This is a genomic window from Streptomyces wedmorensis, assembly GCF_000716445.1.
In the GTDB taxonomy this organism is placed as follows: domain Bacteria; phylum Actinomycetota; class Actinomycetes; order Streptomycetales; family Streptomycetaceae; genus Streptomyces; species Streptomyces wedmorensis.
The window spans coordinates 93,226-112,405 of the sequence record NZ_JNWK01000003.1; the positions used below are offsets into that span (position 1 = coordinate 93,226).

Sequence of the window (19,180 nt, forward strand, 5' to 3'; positions counted from 1 at the left end):
GCCACCGCCTCGGGGGGCGCCTCGGACGCCGGCCGGCAGGCCGCCCCACGAGTCGTCCCGGGAGTCGGCCGTGCGGCCGCCCCGCGAGTCGCGCACGTCGACGTTACGCGAAGCGGACCGCCCGCGAGCCGTACTCCCGACGGCGTCCACCCCTGCGGGGCCGTCCCGCCCGTGCCTTCCGGGGCCGCGCCCTCAGGTGTGAGTTCCGGCACCCCCGCCGGTCTCCGGGTCGGCACCCGGTGCGGGATCCGGGCTGCCGTCCCAGCGGGCCCGTCGCATGTCGATCCGGGGTACGTGTCCCTCGGCAGCGGGGCCGGCCGCGCGCAGCGGGGTGCCCTCGTCGCGGTAGTGGCCGAGGGCCCGCAGCTCGTGACCGGGGAGGAGGGCGCCGTCCGCACGGACGACCCGCCACCACGGTGCGGAACCTCCGTAGAGGGCCATCACCCGGCCCACCTGTCGCGGCCCGCCCTCGCCCAGCCACTCGGCCACGTCGCCGTAGGTCATGACCCGGCCGGGCGGGATCCCGTCGGCGACGTCGAGCACCCGCTCCGCGTACTCGGGCAGTTCTCCGGTCTCCCCCACGGGTTCCTCCATGCTCATCCGCCCCATCCTGCCTCACCCCACCGACATGGCCCTGATGCCTCCGCGTGGCGGCTCTTCGTGCCACCATCGTCCGGGCGGTGACTGGTGATACGAGATCAAGAGCGACAAGTACAAGAAAAAGAACGTGATCGACGAGAAGCGCACGAAGAGACGGACAGGGTGATGGGGCAGGACAGGCAGCCTCCTGAGGAGGGCGAGGCCGACGTGCCCGAGCGGGTGTCCGGGGACGAGCCGCTGCTCGCCGCCCGCGTCCACCGGCCCTCCGATCTGATGCGGCTGCTCGTCGGGCTGCTCGCCATCGGGCTCGTCATCGCCATCGCGGCGTTCGCCCACGCCACGACCTCCGGCCTGGAACAGGACATCAACAAGGGCGCCGTCGGCGCTCCCGACGTCTTCGTCAAGATCGCCGGTCTCGTCTCCTCTATCGCCGTCCTGCTCGTCCCGGTCGCCTTCGCCATCGAGCGGCTGATCAAGCGCGACGGGCTGCGCATCGCGGACGGCGTCCTCGCCGCCGTCCTCGCCCACGGCGTCACCCTCGCCACCGACCTCTGGGTCGCCCAGGCCGCGCCCGGCACCATCCAGGACGCGCTGACCCAGCCGCAGTCCGGCGGCGGCCTCACCGACCCGGTGCACAACTACCTCGCGCCCGTCATCGCGTACATGACCGCCGTCGGCATGGCCCGCAGGCCGCGCTGGCGGGTGTCGCTGTGGGTGGTGCTGCTGCTCGACGCGTTCACGATGCTGGTGGCCGGCTACACCACCGCCCTGTCGATCATCCTGACCGTCCTGATCGGCTGGACGGTGGCCTACGGCACGCTGTACGCGGTCGGCTGCCCCAACGTCAGGCCCACCGGGCAGACGCTCCTCGCCGGCCTTCGCCGGGTCGGCTTCCGGCCGGTGACGGCGCTGCGCGCGGAGGGCGTGCCGGACTCGGCCGACAGCGGGGACCGCGGACGCCGGTACATCGTGACGCTGGAGGACGGGCCGCCGCTGGACGTCACCGTCGTCGACCGGGAGCAGCAGGCGCACGGCTTCTTCTACCGGGCGTGGCGGCGGATCACCCTGCGGACGATCACCACCCGCCGGTCGATCGTGTCGCTGCGCCAGGCTCTGGAGCAGGAGGCGCTCCTCGCGTACGCGGCGATCGCCGCCGGGGCGAACGCGCCGAAGCTGATCGCGACCTCGGAGCTCGGTCCGGACGCGGTGATGCTCGTGTACGAGCACATCGGCGGCCGGAGCCTGGACTCGCTGGACGACGACGAGATCACCGACGAGCTGGTCAGCAGCGCCTGGCGGCAGGTACGGGCGCTGCAGTCGCGCCGGATCGCGCACCGCAGGCTGACGGGCGACGCGATATTGGTGGATCGTTCCGGCAAGGTGATCCTCACCGATCTGCGCGGCGGCGAGATCGCGGCGGGCGATCTGATCCTGCGGATGGACATCGCCCAGCTGCTCACCACCCTCGGCCTGCGTGTCGGTGCCGAGCGGGCGGTCACCGCGGCCGTCGGCGTCCTCGGCCCTGACACCGTCGCCGACTGTCTGCCGCTGCTCCAGCCGATCGCGCTGAGCCGCTCCACGCGCGCGACGCTGCGGAAGCTGGCGCGCGAGCGGTCGGGCCGCGAGCGGGAGGCCGTGCTCGCGGCCTCCGAGGCGGCCAAGCACGAGCGGGAGCTCGCCAAGGCGGCCGCGGCGGACCAGAAGGACGTGCGGGCCGAGACGAAGGCCGAGAAGAAGGCGGACAAGAAGGCCGAGAAGCGGGCCCTCGACACGGCGCTCGACGAGGCCCGCGAAGAGGACCTGCTCGCCCAGATCCGGCAGCAGGTGCTGCTGATCCGCCCGCAGGCCCCGGTGGAGCCGGTCCGTCTGGAGCGGATCAAGCCGCGGACCCTGGTCAGCCTCATCGCGGGCGCGGTCGCCGCGTACTTCCTGCTCTCGCAGATCGCCCGGACGCCGCTGTCGACGATCAGCGAGGCGGACTGGCGCTGGGTGGCGGCCGCCGTGCTGTTCTCGGCGGTCAGCTATGTGGCGGCGGCGATGAGCCTGCTCGGCTTCGTGCCCGAGCGGGTCGGCTTCTGGCGGACGGTGGTGGCGCAGGTCGCCGGCTCGTTCGTGAAGATCGTCGCCCCGGCGGCGGTCGGCGGTGTCGCCCTGAACACCCGCTTCCTCCAGCGCGCGGGCGTACGCCCGGGGCTCGCGGTGGCGAGCGTCGGCGCCTCGCAGCTGTTCGGGCTCGGGGCGCACATCCTGCTCCTGCTGTCCTTCGGCTATCTGACGGGCACGGAGAAGTCGCAGTCCTTCACCCCGTCGAGGACGGTCATCGCCGGACTCCTGACGGTCGCGGTGCTCGTCCTGGTGGTGACGGCGATCCCGTTCATGCGCAAGTTCGTGTCGACGCGGCTGCGCTCGCTCTTCGCCGGTGTGGTGCCGCGCATGCTGGACGTGCTCCAGCGGCCCATGAAGCTGGCGACGGGCATCGGCGGGATGCTGCTCCTGACCATCGTGTTCGTCCTCTGTCTGGACGCCTCGATCCGGGCGTTCAGCCACGGGAACCAGACGATCAGCTACGCGACCGTGGCCGTCGTCTTCCTCGCGGGCAACGCGCTCGGTTCGGCGGCGCCCACCCCGGGCGGTGTCGGCGCGGTCGAGGGCGCGCTCACCTTCGGTCTGGTCACCGTCGGCGGCCTGCCGCTGGAGGTCGCCACCCCGGCGGTGCTGCTGTACCGCCTGCTCACCCTGTGGATCCCGGTCCTGCCGGGCTGGCTCTGCTTCAACTGGCTGACGAAGCGCGAGGCGCTCTAGGAAGCCTGCCGGGGCACCCGGTTGGACCTCCGTCCCGCGCGGGCGGGCGGGCGGCGGCCCACGATGGGCGTATGCCGATCTCCGCCGCCCAGCGCGCCGCTCTGCTCACCGCCGCCACCGTGCTGCTCGCCGCCGGGTGCTCGGACGGGGGCGACGGGGCGGCGGACGCGACGAAGCCGAGCGGCTCCGGGGTCTCGGCGCTGACGTCGCAGAAGCTGTCCTGGGCGCCCTGCCCGCCGCCGTCGGCCGCCGAGGGCGGCGGGGCGGCGCCCTCCCCGCTCCCGGGCAACACTGCCTGGGAGTGCTCCTTCCTCCAGACGCCCCTCGACTGGTCGGTGCCGGAGGGCGAGACCATCGAGCTCGCCCTCATCCGGGCCAGGGCCAAGGACTCCTCCCGCCGGATCGGCTCGCTCATCTTCAACTTCGGCGGGCCCGGCGGTTCCGGGGTCACGGCCCTGCCGGGCTTCGCCGGCGACTACGAGACCCTGCGGGGCCGCTACGACCTGGTGTCGTTCGATCCGCGCGGGGTGGGCCGCAGCGATCCGGTCGAGTGCGCCACGGACAAGGAGCTCGACGCGTACTACGCCCTGGACTTCACGCCCGACGACGAGGCCGAGGAGCGGACCCTCTCGGACGCGCAGAAGAGGTACGCGACCGGGTGCGAGAAGGACGCGGGCACGGCGCTGCCGCACGTCGGGACCGAGAACGCGGCCCGGGACATGGACCTGATGCGGCAGGTGCTCGGCGACGAGAAGCTCCACTACTTCGGCATCTCGTACGGCACCGAGCTCGGCGGCGTGTACGCCCACCTGTTCCCGTCGAACGTCGGCCGGGCCGTCTTCGACGCGGTCGTCGACCCGGACGCGGGTGTCGAGGACGGCGCCCTCGGCCAGGCGAAGGGCTTCCAGCTCGCCCTGGACAACTTCGCCCAGGACTGCGTCGACCGCGGCGACGAGTGCACCCTGCCGGGCTCCACGGTCGCCGAGATCGAGTCCTTCGTCACCGACCTCCTGGCTGAGCTGGACAAGCAGCCGATCCCGGGCATCGGCAACCGGAAGCTCACCCAGACTCAGGCCACCAACGGCATCGCGCAGGCGCTGTACTCGAAGGAGTACTGGACGTATCTGGAGCAGGGCCTCGACGCGGCGGACGGCGGCGACGGCGCACTGCTCCTGAGCCTGTCCGACTCGATGAACGGGCGGAGCGAGAACGGCTCCTACAGCAACATCCAGGCCGCGAACGCCGCCATCAACTGCGTCGACTTCAAGGAGCGCTACACCCTCGGCCAGGCGAAGGAGCGGCTCCCGCAGTTCCGCGAGGCCTCCCCCGTCTTCGGCGACTTCATGGGATGGGCGCTCGCGAGCTGCTCGCAGTGGCCGGTGCCCGGACTCTGGGAGCACCCGGACGTGTCCGCGTCCGGCTCGGCGCCGATCCTGGTGGTCGGCAACACCGGCGACCCGGCGACGCCGTACGAGGGCGCCCGGTCGATGGTCAACGCGCTCGGCAAGGGCGTCGGCGTGGAGCTGACGTACGAGGGCGAGGGCCACGGCGCCTACAACAGCGGCGACAAGTGCGTGAAGAAGGCGGTGGACGGCTACCTCCTGGACGGCAAGGTGCCGGCCTCCGGAACCGTCTGCAAGTAGGGCGGCCGCCGCCGGGACCGTCTGCACGGAGGGCCGCCGCCGGGACCGTCCGCGGGTGGGGCCCCGGAGCGGGCCCCCTAGGATGGCCGCCTTGCCGGATCCTGGGGGAACACATGTCCATACGTGTACGCATGACCGTGCTGGCCGTGACGGGGATGCTGGTCGCGGGATGCACGGGCGCGGAGGGCGGCGCGACCGGCCCGACGACGGCCCCGCCGACCACCGCCGACGCCGGGACCCCGGCCCCGGCCACCGCCTCCGCGACCCCCGCGCTGCCCGCCGCCCTCACCGGCCAGCGCCCCGACTGGAAGTCCTGCGAGGCACCGGAGGGCGGGCCGCGCCCCGGTGCGGAGTGGCGCTGCGCCACGGTGAAGGTGCCGCTCGACCACGCGAAGCCCGGCGGGGAGACGATCCCGGTCGCGCTGATCCGCAAGGAGGCCCGGCGGAAGGGCGAGCGCATCGGGTCGCTGCTCTTCGACTTCGGCGGGCCCGGCGCCTCCGGGGTCGACATCCTGCCGCGGGCGGCGGAGGAGTACGGGAGCCTGAACGAGCGCTACGATCTGGTCGGCTTCGACCCGCGGGGCGTGGGCCGCAGCGCGGGGGTGGTCTGCCGGGACGACGCCGAACTGGCAGCCGCCGAGGCGTCGGTCGACCTCGTCCCGGACACGGCCGCCGAAGAGGCCGCCTATCTGGAGGACGGCGCCGCCTTCGCCGCCGGCTGCGCCCGCCGCTCCGGGAAGGTCCTGCCGTTCACCACGACCAGCGCCACCGCCCGCGACATGGACCTGATCCGGCAGGTCCTGGGGGACGACAGGCTCCACTACTTCGGCATCTCGTACGGGACTCAGCTCGGCGGCACGTACGCGCACCTGTTCCCCGCGCGCGTGGGCCGGATCGTCCTCGACGCGGTCGTCGACCCGACGGCCGACTCCACCGGGCACGCCCGCAACCAGACGATCGGTTTCCAGCGGGCCCTGGACAACTACCTGAAGAGCACCGGCCAGGAACCCGGGGCGGGGACCGAGCGGATCGCGCGCCTGCTGCGGAAGCTGGACCGTGAGCCGCTGCCCGTCGGCGGGCGCCGGCTCACCGAGGGCCTGGCCCTCACGGGCATCGCGGTCACGCTGTACGGCAAGGCCAACTGGCCGCTGCTGACCCAGGCGCTCGACGAGGCCGAGCGCGGTGACGGCGGCGCCCTGCTCGACCTCGCCGACTACTACAACGACCGTGACGCGCAGGGTCGTTACGCCACCCAGTCGCACTCCCAGCGCGCGATCTCCTGCGCGGACTCCAGCGAGCGGCCGACCGCGGCGCAGGCGAAGGCGCTGCTGCCGGAGTTCCGCCGGCTCTCCCCCGTCTTCGGCGCGTTCCTCGCCTGGGACACGGCGGGCTGGTGCGCGAAGTGGCCGGTGGCGGGCGAGCGGCGGACGCCGGAGGCGAGCGCCCCGGGCGCGGCCCCGATCCTGGTCGTCGGCACGACGGGCGACCCGGCGACTCCGTACGAGGGCGCGGAGAAGATGGCGAAGGAGCTCGGGGACGGCGTCGGGATCCTGGTCACGAACAAGGGCGAGGGCCACGGTGCCTACGGCACCTCGTCGTGCGTGACGCGCAAGGTCGACGCGTACCTCCTGGACGGCAAGGTCCCGGCGTACGGCACGACCTGCTAGCGAGTGTGGCACCGGACGGCCGGAAGGGCCCGGACCTCGTGGTGAGGTCCGGGCCCTTCCGGATGTCGTGGGCCGGGGGGCCCGGTGACTAGTAGACCGGCTTCTCGGGCTCGATCTGGTGGACCCAGCCGATCACGCCGCCGCCGACGTGGACCGCGTCCGCGAAGCCCGCGGACTTGAGCACCGCGAGGACCTCGGCGCTGCGGACACCCGTCTTGCAGTGCAGGACGATCCGCTTGTCCTGCGGGAGGTCCTGGAGGGCGGTGCCCATCAGGAACTCGTTCTTCGGGATCAGACGCGCGCCCGGGATCGAGACGATCTCGTACTCGTTCGGCTCGCGGACGTCGATGATGTCGATGTTCTCGCCCTCGTCGATCCACTCCTTGAGCTGCTTGGGAGTGATCGTCGAGCCGAGCGCCGCCTCCTGGGCCTCCTCGGACACGACGCCACAGAAGGCCTCGTAGTCGATGAGCTCGGTGACGGTCGGGTTCTCGCCGCAGACCGCGCAGTTGGGGTCCTTGCGGACCTTGACCTGGCGGTACTGCATCTCCAGGGCGTCGTAGATCATCAGGCGGCCGACCAGCGGGTCGCCCACGCCGGCCAGGACCTTGATGGCCTCGGTGACCTGGATGGAGCCGATGGACGCGCACAGCACGCCCAGGACGCCGCCCTCGGCGCAGGACGGGACCATGCCCGGCGGCGGGGGCTCCGGGTAGAGGCAGCGGTAGCAGGGGCCGTACTCGGACCAGAAGACCGAGGCCTGGCCGTCGAAGCGGTAGATCGAGCCCCAGACGTACGGCTTGTTCAGCAGCACGCAGGCGTCGTTCACCAGGTAGCGCGTGGCGAAGTTGTCCGTGCCGTCGACGATCAGGTCGTACTGGCTGAAGATGTCCATCACGTTCTCGGCTTCGAGCCGCTCTTCGTGGAGGATCACGTTCACGTACGGGTTGATGCCGAGCACGCTGTCGCGCGCCGACGCGGCCTTCGAGCGGCCGATGTCGGCCTGGCTGTGGATGATCTGGCGCTGGAGGTTCGACTCGTCGACCTCGTCGAACTCCACGATGCCGAGCGTGCCCACGCCGGCGGCGGCCAGGTACATCAGCGCCGGCGAGCCGAGGCCACCGGCGCCGACACAGAGCACCTTGGCGTTCTTCAGCCGCTTCTGCCCGTCCATCCCGACGTCCGGGATGATCAGGTGGCGGGAGTACCTGCGGACCTCGTCTACGGTGAGCTCGGCAGCCGGCTCGACCAGGGGTGGCAGCGACACGGGGACTCCGGTTGTCGGTATGTCAGTACGGTTGTTCTCCCCGTAACACTGCCACGCCCCTTCTCATTCCGAGACACCCGGTCCGATCCGCGAGACGATTTCGTCCCAGTAGCCGGGCAGCGTGTGAAATTGGTCGCTTTGTCCCGGGCGGCCGGGGCGGTCCGTGAAGAAGATCGTTCCCGCCCCCTGCCAGCGCGCGATCCGCAGGGCCTCGTCCAGGTGCGTGCGCGGGACCCCGTGCACGAGGTGGACGAACTTCGCCTCCGCGTGGTCGGCGGTCCACTCGGCCACCTGCGACCAGCGGTAGTCCACCCAGGAGCCGGAGAAGGTCACCAGCTGGTCGGCGACCTCGGCGTACCCCGGGTGCGGGTGGGTGCCGTGGCCGAGGACGAGATGGGCCTCGCCGCCGAGGACCGCCTCCAGGGTCGCCGTGACCCGCCTCGTCCCGGCCAGGTCGGCCCGGTCCGCGGGGGCGCGGTCCAGGTAGAAGCCGTCCACCTTGTACCAGTCGAGGAAGCGGTGGGCGTCCGAGACGATCTCGCCGAACGGCCGGCGGCCGTGGTCGGCGTCCAGGTGCCCGAGGACCCTGACCCCGGCGTTGCGGAGCTTTCCCGCCGCCTCCAGACAGTGCGGGTCGGGCCGGCTCCCCGGGCCCTCCGCCACGTTGAGCACCGCCCAGTGCACCGGGGTCCCGGGCCGCGTCAGCTCGGCCCACTCGACCGGGGCGAGCAGCGGGTGGGCGTAACCGGGGACGCCCACGCCGAGCGCCTGCACGGCCCCCGTGGCCGTGGTCGTCAGATGCGACACGCCGCCTCCATCCAGATGTCGGCGAGCGACTCCTCCAGATTGATCCGGGGCCGCCAGCCGAGCCGGTCGCGGGCGGTGCGGACGTCGGCCTGCTGCCAGGGGCCGCAGCCGTCGGGGTACGGGTAGGGCGCGGCGGCCAGTTGGTCGGCGATGGTCCCCTCGGTGCGGGGGGCGCCGATCATCGGGCGCTGCGCCAGACCGTGCGGGGCGTCCAGCTCGTGCAGGTTGCCGGAGTAGCCCGCGACCCGGGCGAGGACGGCGGCCGCGTCCCGCAGCCGGACCGCGCGGCCGGTGCCGATGTTGACGACGCCCTGGGCGGCGGAGAGCGAGGCCGCGTGCACGGCCCGGGCCACGTCCCGTACGTCGACGAAGTCCCGCTGCACGCCGAGGCCGCTGAGCTTGAGCTCGCCGTCCCCGGCCTGCATCGCCCGGCGCATCGCCTCGGCGAGCCGGCCGAGCGGGGAGCCCGCGGGCGTGCCGGGGCCGACGGGCGAGAACACCCGCAGGACGACGGCGTCGAGTCCCGAGCCGAGGACGAGTTCGGTGGCGGCCAGCTTCGACACCCCGTACGGGCCGCCGGGGCGGGGCACGGCGTCCTCGGCGGTGGAGGAACCGGGCTGGCTCGGCCCGTACTCCGACGCGCAGCCGACCTGGACGAGGCGGGCGCCGCAGCCGCTGCGCCGCAGTGCCTCGCAGACGGTGGCGACGGCGACCGTGTTGTGCCGGGTGAGATCGCGCGCGCCGCCGCGGGTGGCGCCCGCGCAGTTGACGACGACCCCGGGGTGGACGGCGTCCAGGAAGCGGGTCAGCGCACCGGGGCTGCCGGACGCGAGGTCGAAGCGGACGTCGGCGTCGTCGCCCCGGCCGAGGGCGGTGAGGTGGACGGCCGGGTCGGCGAGCAGCCGGTCGGCGACGAAGCGTCCGATGAAGCCGTTGGCTCCGAGCAGTAGCACCCTCATCGTGCGGCCCCTTCGTGCCGACCGGCCGGTCCTTGGGATCGAGGGGTCATGGTCTTCGTTCTCCTTGCCAGGTGATGAGAGAGGTGACGGGGGGCGCCCGCGGCGTCGGCTCCGCGGGTGCCGGGGGTGGGTCGGCGGAAGTGTCCGAGGGGTGCCCGCCGCCGCGGTGGTCGCCAGGCGTGCGCGCGGGCGGCCCGCGGCGGGGGTCTCACGGGGTGGCGTGGGCCGAGGCCCGGGCGAGGGCGCCGGTCGCGTGGGCCAGCAGGCCGAGCGCGGCGGCACCGCAGACGAGGGTGGGTACGGCCCCGGCGCCCCAGGCCCCGACGAGGGCGCGCACCGGGGTGGCGAGTCCGTCGAAGCCGGGCAGCGGGACGCGGGCGGCGAGGACGCTCGCGAGGGCGAGGGCCTCGGCGGCGCAGGCGGCGGCGAGTGCCGAGGAGGCGGTCTCGGCGAAGCCGTGCACGGTGAGCAGTCGGGCGAGCAGCAGCAGCGCGCCGAGGGCCAGGGCGCCCGGGCTGAACGCGGTGGCGGCGAGCAGTGCGGTGAGGGCGAGCAGTTGGAGGGTCACGGTGCCGAGGAGCAGCGGCCGGGTCGCGGCGGCGAAGTCGGCCAGGCCCCGGCTGTCGGCGATGCGGCGGCGCGCGCGGCGTGCGAAGAGGTGTGCGCACCAGGCGGCGGGGGCCACGGCGAGGGCGAGCCCGAGGAGGGGGCCGGGCGTGAGGTCCCAGGCACCGTCCGGGCCGCCGCTGAGCACCTGCGTGAGCAGTCCGTCGCCGCCGAGCGCGTACGCGAGGAGCCACAGCGTCCAGAGCCGGGCGGCGGGTACGGCTCCGCCGTCGGGCACCCGGAACGGCCCCTGCCGGACGGCGAGGACCAGCGCCGCGCCGAGCGCGAGGACCGCGGTCGCCCCGACGGCGACCCGTGCCGCCCCGTACGCGAACGTCAGTCCCAGTCCCGCGAGTCCGGCGACGGCCCCGGGGGCGAGCACGGCGAGTGCCCAGGGGGCGGGGTCCCGCTCCGGGTCCGCCGCGGGCGCGGCCTTCTCGTGTCCGCGCGGCACGCGCGCGTACAGCTCCTCGGCGAGCGAGAAGACGTCCCGGTGCCGGAACCGCGCTGCGGTCCGGTCCGTGAACCCCTGCGCCTCCAGGCCGGCGGCGATCTCCAGTGGGTCCACGGCCCGCTCGCAGAGCTCCCGGTGGCGGTGCATCAGCACCTTGACGGGGTCGGCGTTGCCGCGCCGGGGGCGGGGGGCCGCGGCGCGTCCGCCCGGGGCCTCGGCGCCCGCCGCCCGCCCCCGCCACGCGACTCCCGGCAGCGGGGCGCCGGGCCGGTCGGCCGGTGGGGCGGTGAGCCGGTCGGGGCCACGCTCCGGGAGCGGTGTGACGGCCGCTTCCGGGGCGGCGGCTATCCCGGACGGCGCGGGGCCTTCGGGGGCCGGCGGACCGGCGGGGCCGGCCGGGTGGGCGGGTTCCGTCCGGTCCTCGTGGTCCGTGGGGCCGGCGTCGTCCCCGTGGTACGGGTCCGTCGGGGGCGGGGGTGCCGGGCTCTCGGGGGCGCGCAGGTCGAGGCCTGGCGGCGGGGTCGGGGCGGGCGTGCCGAGGAGGGCCTCGGAGCGGGCGTCCCAGGCTCCGGGGCTCGTCGGGGCGGCGGGGCCGCGCATGGGGGTGTCTCCTTCAGGCATCGGGACCTCCTGAGCCCGCGGTCACGGCCTTGTGCGTCCAGCTGCCCGGCACATGGGCCTCGGCCGGATGGGCGAAGGGCACGCCGTCCCCGGGGCGGTGGCGCACCGGCGCGTGGGAGAGGAGTTCGAGGTAGATGCCGCGGAACGCGGCGAGGTTCTGTTCGACGGTGAAGAGTTCGAGCGCGCGGGCGCGGGCGGCGGCGCCGAGCCGGTGGCGGCGCTCGGGGTCGCGGAGCAGCGCGAGGCAGGCGTCGGCGAGCGCCCGGGGGTTGCGCGGGGGGACGACGAGGCCGGTGCCGCCGATGATCTCGACGACCGCGCCGACGTCGGTGGAGACGGTGGCCCGCGCGCAGAACATGGCCTCGACGAGGCTGGCGGGGAAGCCCTCGACGACGCTGGAGAGGACGACGACGGCGCCGGAGGCGTAGGTGTCCTCCAGGGTGGGCGCCTCGGGGCCGCCGAGTTCCTCGAAGGTGACGGGGTTCTCGCCGACGGCGTGCGCGCCCGCGGCCTCGTCGGGGAAGAGCTGGGCGGCGAGCCCCTTGCAGTGCGCCAGGTACGCGCCGCCGCCGGGCTCGCGCACGGGCACGGCGACGATCCGCAGCCGTGCGTCGGGCTGCCGGGCCCGGATCTCCGCGAAGGCGTGGAGGAGGGCGATGAGGTCCTTGGCGGGCTCGACGCGGCCGACCCAGACCAGGGTGGCCGGGTCGCCGCTCTCCTCGTCCTCGCCGACCTCGGCGAAGCGGCCGGCGGCCATGCCGGGGTGGACGGTGCGGATGCGGTCCCGGTCGGCGCCGCACTTCTCCTGCCAGCGGCGGGCGTGGGCGTTGCCCGGGGTGAGGAGGGCGGCCTGCCGGTACGTCTCCGAGGCGAGGCGGCCGTGGAGCGCGGCGAGCAGGGCCCGCAGGGGTGCGGAGCGTTCGGCGCCGGCGGTCGAGAGGTAGTGGGAGCGGAGCCGGACGCCGTACTCGGTGACGAGGAGCGGGGTGCCGAAGAAGCGTTTGGCCAGCAGGCCGGGCAGCGCGGTGGTGCCGCCGGCGGCGGCGTGGCAGAGGTCGGCCGCGCCGAGTGCGTCCTCGGTGTACCAGTCGAGCGAGAGGGGGCGCAGGGCCCGCTCCAGGTGGTCGGCGAAGGCGAGGTGGTCGCGGAGTCCGGCGGCGGCCGCGCCCCGGCGCGCGCCCGGCGCGCGGCAGGCGGTCTCGAGGGTGCGGACGGCGTCGTCGGAGCGGAGCGCGCCGGGCAGTCCGCCCCGCTCGCGGGCGAGTTCGGCGAGCGCGTAGAGCCCGTCGGCGAAGGAGGCCGCGGCCGGATCGGCCGTGAGCGTCCGCGGCGCGGAGACGGACGAGGACGCGGATCCGGGCGCGGACGTCGACGCGCTTTCGGCAGCGACTGCGGCAGCGACTGCGGAGCCGGCCTCCTGGCAGAGGCCGGTGGCGAGGGCGTGGAAGGCCTCGGTGAAGCGGCGCCGCTCGCGCCGGCCATAGGCGCGGCGGATGGTGCGGCCGTCGCCGAAGGCGGCTCTGTCGAGGCGGCTCTTCGGCGTGCGGTCCCCGTCGGGGCCCTCCAGGTCGGCGGTGCGCACGACGCGGGCGTTCGGGGGGAGCGGCAGCGGGGTGCCGGGGCGGCCGAGGGCGTAGAGGTCGAACTCGTGCCGGCCGAGCCCGCGCACGAGCCGGTCGCACCAGGGTCCGGACTCACCGGTGGCGTACGGGTAGCCACCCTCCGTCAGCAATCCGATCCGCACGAGCACACCCCCGATCTCCCTTGACGGCGGCCACCGTTGGTCCGGCGACTCGCAGCGGGAAGAACGTAAGCGGAGAGACCGGTGGCGCGACGGACGGTTGTCCGTCGCACCACCGGAAGGGGTGAATGCACGTAACTTTCCCACCCCGGTCGCGTTCTGTCGCGCTACGCGGCGGAACGGTCACGGAGGGTCAGGCAGCGGCCTCTTCTGTGCGCGGGCGACGCCACTCCCGCTCAGCGGTCGGACGGCCCGGGCGCCGCTCCCGCTCGCCCCGCTCAGGCGGCGGCCGGCTCCCGGCGCCTTCCCCGGCGCTCCGCCGCGAGGACCGGGTCGAGCGACGGGACGGCGGCGAGCAGCTGCCGGGTGTACGGGTCCTGGGGCGCGCCGTACACCTCGTCGACCGTGCCCTGCTCGACGATCCGGCCGTCGCGCATGACGGCGACCCGGTCGCTGACCTGCCGGACGACCGCGAGGTCGTGGGCGATGAAGACGAGCCCGAGGCCGAGTTCCGCCTGGAGCTCGGCGAGCAGGGCGGTGACCTGTGCCTGGGTGGTGACGTCGAGCGCGGAGACGGGTTCGTCGCAGACGATCAGCCGGGGTTCGGCGGCGAGCGCGCGGGCGATGCCGACGCGCTGGCGCTGGCCGCCGCTGAACTCGTGCGGATAGGCCTCGTAGCGGTCGGGGTCGAGGCCCACGCGGTCGAGCAGCTCCCGCACCCGCCGCCGTATCCGGGTCTCGTCGCGCTCCCCCGCCACCCGCAGCGGGTCGGCGATCGACTCGCCGACGGAGCGGCGCGGGTTGAGGGAGGCGACCGGGTCCTGGAAGACCATCTGGAGCTCGCGGCGGCAGGAGCGCAGTTCCCGCTCCGAGAGTGCGCCGATCTCCGCGCCCCGGTAGCGGAGCCGGCCGCCCGTCGGGTCGAGGAGCCGCACCAGCATGCGGCCGAGGGTGGTCTTGCCGCTGCCGGACTCCCCGACGACGCCCAACGTCTCGCCCGCGCGGACGGTGAGGGACACTCCGTCGACGGCGGTCACGGCGGCCTTGCCCCGGCCGAACTCCCGTCGCAGTTCGACGGCTTCGAGCAGCGGCTCGTCCGCGACGCCCGCGAGGAGCCCGCCGCGATCATGCGCGAAGTCCGCGTCGGCCGCGTCGACCGTGCCGAGGCCGTGCGCGCGGGCGGTCCGCGCCGGGCCGTCGAGCCGGGGCACGGCGGCGAGCAGCGCGCGGGTGTACGACTCCGCGGGGGCGCCCAGCACCGCCGTCACCGGGCCTCGTTCGACCTCGCGTCCACCCCGCATGACGAGGACGTCGTCGACGCTCTCGGCGGCCACGCCCACGTCGTGGGTGACCAGGAGCAGCGCGGTGCCCGTCTCGCGCCGCAACTCGTGCAGCAGGTCGAGGATCTGGGCCTGCACGGTGACGTCGAGGGCTGTGGTGGGTTCGTCGGCGACGAGCAGCCGGGGCTCGCAGGCGAGGGCCATCGCGAGGAGGGCGCGCTGTCGCATGCCGCCGCTGAACTCGTGCGGACGGGAGCGGGAGCGGCGTACCGCGTCGGGGATGCCGACCCGGTCGAGGACCTCCACGGCCCGCGCGCGGGCGGCCTTCCGCGGTCCGGGGTGGTGGACGCGGTACACCTCGGCGATCTGGTCGCCGACGGCGTAGTAGGGGTCGAGGGCGGACAGCGGGTCCTGGAAGACCATGGCGGCGACGCCTCCGCGCAGCCGGCGCAGTTCGTCCGGTCCGGCGGCGCCGACGTCGATCCCGCCGACCCGTACGGTGCCGCCGGTCCTGGCGCCCGTGCCCCGGTGGAGACCGAGGAGGGCGCCGGCGACGGTGGACTTGCCGCTGCCGGACTCGCCGACGAGGGCCAGGGCGCGGCCGGCCTCCAGGGTGAAGGAGAGGTCGTCGACGGCCCGCACCCCGCCGCCGAACTCGACGGTGAGGCGGTCGACTTCCACGAGCGGGGCCTTGGTGCCGGGGCCGGGGTTCGGGAGCGTCATGTCAGGGCGACCCTTCGGTCGGCGAGGGCGTACAGGAGGTCGGCGACGACGTTCGCGAGGACCACGGCGACCCCGGTGAGGAGCACGATGCCGACGACGACCGGCAGGTCGACGTGGCGGACGCCGTCGATGAGCGTCTTGCCGAGCCCGGGGATGCCGAAGAGCGACTCGGTCAGCACGGCCCCGCCGAACATGGTGCCGAGGTCGATGGCGCTGAGCGCGATGACCGGCGGCACGGCGCCGCGCAGTGCGTGCCGGGTGACGACGGACCGCTCCCCCACCCCGTAGGCGCGGAAGGTGCGGATGTGGTCCTCGGCGAGCGTCTCCAGGGTGGAACTGCGGGTGAGCCGCGCGTACTTGGCGGATTCGAAGAAGCCGAGGGTGAGCCAGGGCAGCAGCATGTTCCAGGCCCACTGCTCGGGGTCCTCGCCGAGCGGCACGTAGGTCGGGAAGGGCAGCCACTGGAGGTAGGCGCAGACCGCCATGAGCAGCAGCAGGCCCAGGATGAAGACGGGGGTGCCGGTGCCGGCGAGGGTGAGGACGGTGAGAGTCCGCTCGGTGAGGCCGCCGCGGCGGAGGGCGGAGAGCAGTCCGGTGCCGATGCCGACGACGAGCCAGATCACCATGGCGCCGAGGGCGAGCGAGGCGGTGGCGCCGAGCCGTTCCAGGACGAGTTCGGTGACCTGCTGGTCGTTCTGGTACGAGAGGCCGAGGCAGGGTGCCTCGCAGTGCAGGACGCCGGTGCCGGTGGAGTAGTCGCGGCCGGCGAAGACGCCTTGGAGGAAGTGCAGGAACTGGGTGAACACGCTCTCGTTCAAGCCGAGTTGTTCGCGGACCTGGGCGATCTGCTCCGGGTTGCAGCGTTCGCCGCAGGCGAGCCGGGCGGGGTCGCCGGGGGCGATGTAGAACAGCGCGTAGACGAGGACGGACAGCGCGAGGAGGACGAGGGCGGCGCCCGCGAGCCGCTTCAGGACGTAGCGGGTCATCGGGAGGTCTCCTTTCGCGTGCCCACCCCGAGCCGGCCGGCCTCGCGCGGGTCGAGGGCGGTGCGGACGGCGTCGCCGAGCACGGTGAAGGCGAGCACGGTCGTGAAGAGCAGTCCCGCCGGGAGCAGCACGTACGCCGGGTCGGCCCGGAACCAGGTCTGCGCGGTGGACAGCATCTGCCCCCAGGAGGGGGTGGGCGGGGTGACGCCCACGCCGAGGAAGGAGAGCGAGGCCTCGACGACGATGTTGGTGGGGACGAGGATCGCCGCGTAGGTGATGACGGGCGCGGCGAGCGAGGGCAGCAGCTCGCGCCGGGCGGTGCGCCACCGCCCCGAGCCGGCGAGCCGTGAGGCGGCGACGAAGTCGAGGCCCTTCAGGGTGAGGGTCTGGGCTCGGACGATCCTGGAGGTGCCGGCCCAGCCGAGGAGTCCGATGACCAGGATGAGCAGCAGCGGGCGCGGGAAGTCGCGGGGGACGACGGCGGTGAGCGCGATGGCGAGGACGAGGAAGGGCAGGGCGAGGAAGACGTCGGTGATCCGGCCGAGGGTGGCGTCGATCCAGCGGTTGCCGAGTCCGGCGGCGAGTCCGACGAGCAGTCCGAGCAGGACCTGGACGACGGTGGCGCCGACGGCGACGAGCAGCGAGATCCGGGCCCCGTAGAGGAGGCGGACGAACAGGTCGCGTCCGGTGCCGGGTTCGACGCCGAGCCAGTGGTCGGTGCTCGCCCCGCCGAAGGCGCCGTACGGGACGCCGCCGCGGGCCGAGTCGACGAGGTCGTCGTGGTACGTGTTCGGGTCCTGGCCCGCGAGGGCTGCGAGCAGCGGGGCGGCGAGGGCGAGCGCGACGAGCAGCAGGAGGACGGCGGCGGAGGCGAGCGCGGCCGGGCGGGTGCGCAGCCGCCGCCAGGCCTGCCGGGCCGGGCCCGTGGCGGGGGTGCCCGCCACGGGCGCCGGCGTGTCGGTCAGCGTGGTCACTTGACCGCGACCTGCGAGATGTCGAGGACGCCGGTCCAGTCGCTGATGACGACGTTCTTGATGTCCTTGCCGACGAGCCGCTTGTAGACCGGGTGGAAGAGGGGTACGTCGAGCGCCTGCTCGCCGATCCTGCTGTCGAGGGCGCCCCAGCGGGCGGCGGCGGCCTTGAGGTCGGTCAGCTTGTTGATCTCGTCGATCTCCTTGTTGACCGACGGGTCGTTCAGCTGGGCGTGGTTGTAGTTGGAGCCGTCGGTGACGATCTGGCGGCCGTCGAAGATCGGCGCGAGGAACGGGCCGCCGGCGGGCCAGTCGGCGCCCCAGCGGGAGAGGAAGAAGCCCGGGGCGTCCTTGACGCTCCAGCGCTTCTCGTTGAAGGAGTTGGGCTCCTGGCCGTCGAGCTTGACGGTGATGCCGGCCTTGCCGAGGGCCTCCTGGACGGCGGTGGCGATCTCGGGGCTGGTGGCGCGGTTCTGGGCGGTGGAGTGCAGCAGGGTGACGGTCAGCCCGTTCGGGTAGCCGGCTTCCTTGAGCAGCTCCTTGGCCTTCGCCGGGTCGCCGGTCTTCCCGGCCGGGAAGTGGTCGTACGGCGTGAAGCCGAAGGCCTTCTGCTCGGGCAGGAAGGTGGTGGCGGGCTCGGCGAGGGCGGAGCCGCCGGCCGCGTTGACGACGCTGGTGCGGTTGACCGCGTACGAGATGGCCTGGCGGACCTTCGGGTTGTCGAAGGGCTTCACCTTGGGGTTGAAGGCGAGGTAGTTGGTGAAGCCGAAGTGGCCGGTGCCGACGCGGGCGGCGAGCGCCTTGTCGGAGCCGATCTGGGCGAGTTCGGCCGGGCCGAGGTTGGTGTCGGTGGTGACGGCGGCGGAGTCGGCGCCGGAGGAGGTGGCGAGCCTCTGGTTGATGACGGCCTCGTCGAGCCCGGACCTGACGTCGACCCGGTCGGGGTAGGCCTTGCGCTCCTCGTCGGTCTTCGGGTCCCAGTGCTCGTTGCGCTCCAGGACGAGGCGCTCGCCGTCGTTCTTGTTCTCGACGACCTTGTACGGGCCGGAGGAGACGGGGTGCTCCTCGTACTTGGCGCCGGTGTCCTTGGCCTTCGGGACGGGCGCGAACTGGGTCTGGGTGGCGACGAAGGGGAACTCGCCCTCGGCCTTCTTCAGCTTGAAGACGATGGTCCTGGCGTCGGGGGTGACGATCGACGCGAGGCCCTTGGGGTCCTTGTACGGCCCCTGGTACGTGTCGCCGCCGATCAGCCAGTCCCGCAGGTAGGGGGCGCCGCCGGAGAGCTCGGCCGCGAAGGACCGCTCGATGCCGTACTTGACGTCGGCGCTGGTGATGGGCGTGCCGTCCTCGAACTTCAGGCCCTCCTTCAGCGTGTACGTCCACTCCGTGGCGTCCTTGTTGGGGCGGCCGGTGTCGGTGGCGAGGTCGGGGACGACCTGGGTGCCGGCGGCGCCCGCCTCGCGGTTGCGGGTGGTGAGCGTGCGGAAGACGAGCGAGGGGACGTTGCCGCCGCCGGAGGTGTAGAGGCGGGCCGGGTCGAAGTCGCTCTGGGCCTCGCTGTTGAGGACGGTCAGCGTGCCGCCCTTCTGCGGGGCGCCGTCGGCCTTGCCGGAGGCGCCTCCCTTGGCGCCCGCGTCCTCGGGACCGCAGGCGACGGCGCCCGAGGCCAGGACGACACTGACGGCGGCCGCTGCCACGCGGCGCGAAACGAGGGACGGTTGACGCATCGGAGAAGACCTCTCGGAGAACTGCGGGAAGGGAAAGGGGAATTCCACGCAGGCAGCGGCGAGCGGAGTCGTCCGGGAAAGTCACTCGGAGATGGCGAAATCCGCGCCTGCGGGGAGGGAACACCCGGGCGCGGTGAATCGTCGGCACATGGGGGAAATGCAGAAATCCGACGAACGCTCGGGCGGATTTCAGCTACAGAGAATGTCGGACACGGTGTGTGCGGTCACGCCGATGAGCGCCAGCTCGATGGCGGCGCGATCGGATACGACGTGACGGTGCGACATGCCGAGAAATATGGACGAACACGCGAGCGATGTCAACGCGG

Annotated in this window: 14 protein-coding genes; 3 read left to right on the forward strand and 11 right to left on the reverse strand. The window is 73.7% G+C overall.

The window, feature by feature from the left end:
- Positions 1-192: 192 nt before the first annotated feature.
- A complete protein-coding gene (locus OO54_RS02825; protein ID WP_051786667.1) occupies positions 193-609 on the reverse strand; it encodes an MGMT family protein in 417 nt (138 codons plus the stop codon).
- Between the two features lie 156 nt (positions 610-765).
- Between OO54_RS02825 and OO54_RS02830 the strand changes: the two genes are divergently transcribed.
- The 3 genes from OO54_RS02830 (at position 766) to OO54_RS02840 (ending at position 6,712) form a co-directional block, all read left to right on the forward strand.
- Positions 766-3,402 carry a lysylphosphatidylglycerol synthase transmembrane domain-containing protein gene (locus OO54_RS02830; RefSeq protein WP_033201275.1) on the forward strand — a complete coding sequence of 879 codons (2,637 nt, stop codon included), beginning with the start codon at positions 766-768 and terminating at the stop codon, positions 3,400-3,402.
- A gap of 71 nt (positions 3,403-3,473) precedes the next feature.
- A complete protein-coding gene (locus tag OO54_RS02835; RefSeq protein WP_033201276.1) occupies positions 3,474-5,045 on the forward strand; it encodes an alpha/beta hydrolase in 1,572 nt (523 codons plus the stop codon).
- A 113-nt stretch (positions 5,046-5,158) separates the two neighbouring features.
- Positions 5,159-6,712 carry an alpha/beta hydrolase gene (locus OO54_RS02840; RefSeq protein ID WP_033201277.1) on the forward strand — a complete coding sequence of 518 codons (1,554 nt, stop codon included), beginning with the start codon at positions 5,159-5,161 and terminating at the stop codon, positions 6,710-6,712.
- Positions 6,713-6,800: 88 nt separating this feature from the next.
- Here OO54_RS02840 and moeZ read toward each other — a convergent pair whose 3' ends face one another.
- The 10 genes from moeZ to OO54_RS48505 all read right to left on the reverse strand — a co-directional run bounded on the left by moeZ (position 6,801) and on the right by OO54_RS48505 (position 19,139).
- The gene (gene moeZ, locus OO54_RS02845) at positions 6,801-7,979 is read right to left on the reverse strand and encodes an adenylyltransferase/sulfurtransferase MoeZ (protein ID WP_033201278.1); all 1,179 of its coding nucleotides are present in this window, start codon (positions 7,977-7,979) and stop codon (positions 6,801-6,803) included.
- A 63-nt stretch (positions 7,980-8,042) separates the two neighbouring features.
- Positions 8,043-8,786: a spherulation-specific family 4 protein gene (locus tag OO54_RS02850; RefSeq protein ID WP_033201279.1), complete on the reverse strand. Its 744-nt coding sequence runs from the start codon at positions 8,784-8,786 to the stop codon at positions 8,043-8,045.
- Entirely contained in the window at positions 8,774-9,745 is a 972-nt protein-coding gene (locus OO54_RS02855; RefSeq protein WP_017239967.1) for an NAD-dependent epimerase/dehydratase family protein, read from the reverse strand. The genes OO54_RS02850 and OO54_RS02855 overlap by 13 nt, the downstream gene beginning before the upstream one ends.
- A 208-nt stretch (positions 9,746-9,953) precedes the next feature.
- Entirely contained in the window at positions 9,954-11,426 is a 1,473-nt protein-coding gene (locus tag OO54_RS02860) for a hypothetical protein (protein ID WP_234439468.1), read from the reverse strand.
- Positions 11,419-13,170, reverse strand: a complete 1,752-nt coding sequence (locus tag OO54_RS02865) for a glycosyltransferase (protein WP_033201378.1) — start codon at positions 13,168-13,170, stop codon at positions 11,419-11,421. The genes OO54_RS02860 and OO54_RS02865 overlap by 8 nt, the downstream gene beginning before the upstream one ends.
- Positions 13,171-13,445: 275 nt before the next feature.
- Entirely contained in the window at positions 13,446-15,170 is a 1,725-nt protein-coding gene (locus OO54_RS02870) for a dipeptide ABC transporter ATP-binding protein (RefSeq protein WP_051786669.1), read from the reverse strand.
- A complete protein-coding gene (locus OO54_RS02875; RefSeq protein ID WP_017239963.1) occupies positions 15,167-16,156 on the reverse strand; it encodes an ABC transporter permease in 990 nt (329 codons plus the stop codon). The genes OO54_RS02870 and OO54_RS02875 overlap by 4 nt, the downstream gene beginning before the upstream one ends.
- The gene (locus OO54_RS02880) at positions 16,153-17,130 is read right to left on the reverse strand and encodes an ABC transporter permease (protein WP_017239962.1); all 978 of its coding nucleotides are present in this window, start codon (positions 17,128-17,130) and stop codon (positions 16,153-16,155) included. The genes OO54_RS02875 and OO54_RS02880 overlap by 4 nt, the downstream gene beginning before the upstream one ends.
- Positions 17,127-18,854, reverse strand: coding sequence for an ABC transporter substrate-binding protein (locus OO54_RS02885; RefSeq protein ID WP_033201280.1), 1,728 nt, complete (start codon positions 18,852-18,854; stop codon positions 17,127-17,129). Before OO54_RS02885 ends, OO54_RS02880 begins: the two co-directional genes overlap by 4 nt.
- A gap of 189 nt (positions 18,855-19,043) precedes the next feature.
- Complete coding sequence (locus tag OO54_RS48505; protein ID WP_324611690.1) at positions 19,044-19,139, reverse strand: Ms4533A family Cys-rich leader peptide; 96 nt, start codon at positions 19,137-19,139, stop codon at positions 19,044-19,046.
- Positions 19,140-19,180: the final 41 nt, after the last annotated feature.

Coding starts and splice junctions, on each gene's coding strand:
- OO54_RS02825 (WP_051786667.1), bottom strand. CDS start 609: ATGGGGCGGATGAGCATGGAGGAACCCGTGGGGGAGACCGGAGAACTG.
- OO54_RS02830 (WP_033201275.1), top strand. CDS start 766: ATGGGGCAGGACAGGCAGCCTCCTGAGGAGGGCGAGGCCGACGTGCCC.
- OO54_RS02835 (WP_033201276.1), top strand. CDS start 3,474: ATGCCGATCTCCGCCGCCCAGCGCGCCGCTCTGCTCACCGCCGCCACC.
- OO54_RS02840 (WP_033201277.1), top strand. CDS start 5,159: ATGTCCATACGTGTACGCATGACCGTGCTGGCCGTGACGGGGATGCTG.
- OO54_RS02855 (WP_017239967.1), bottom strand. CDS start 9,745: ATGAGGGTGCTACTGCTCGGAGCCAACGGCTTCATCGGACGCTTCGTC.
- OO54_RS02860 (WP_234439468.1), bottom strand. CDS start 11,426: ATGCCTGAAGGAGACACCCCCATGCGCGGCCCCGCCGCCCCGACGAGC.
- OO54_RS02870 (WP_051786669.1), bottom strand. CDS start 15,170: ATGACGCTCCCGAACCCCGGCCCCGGCACCAAGGCCCCGCTCGTGGAA.
- OO54_RS02875 (WP_017239963.1), bottom strand. CDS start 16,156: ATGACCCGCTACGTCCTGAAGCGGCTCGCGGGCGCCGCCCTCGTCCTC.
- OO54_RS02885 (WP_033201280.1), bottom strand. CDS start 18,854: ATGCGTCAACCGTCCCTCGTTTCGCGCCGCGTGGCAGCGGCCGCCGTC.
- OO54_RS48505 (WP_324611690.1), bottom strand. CDS start 19,139: ATGTCGCACCGTCACGTCGTATCCGATCGCGCCGCCATCGAGCTGGCG.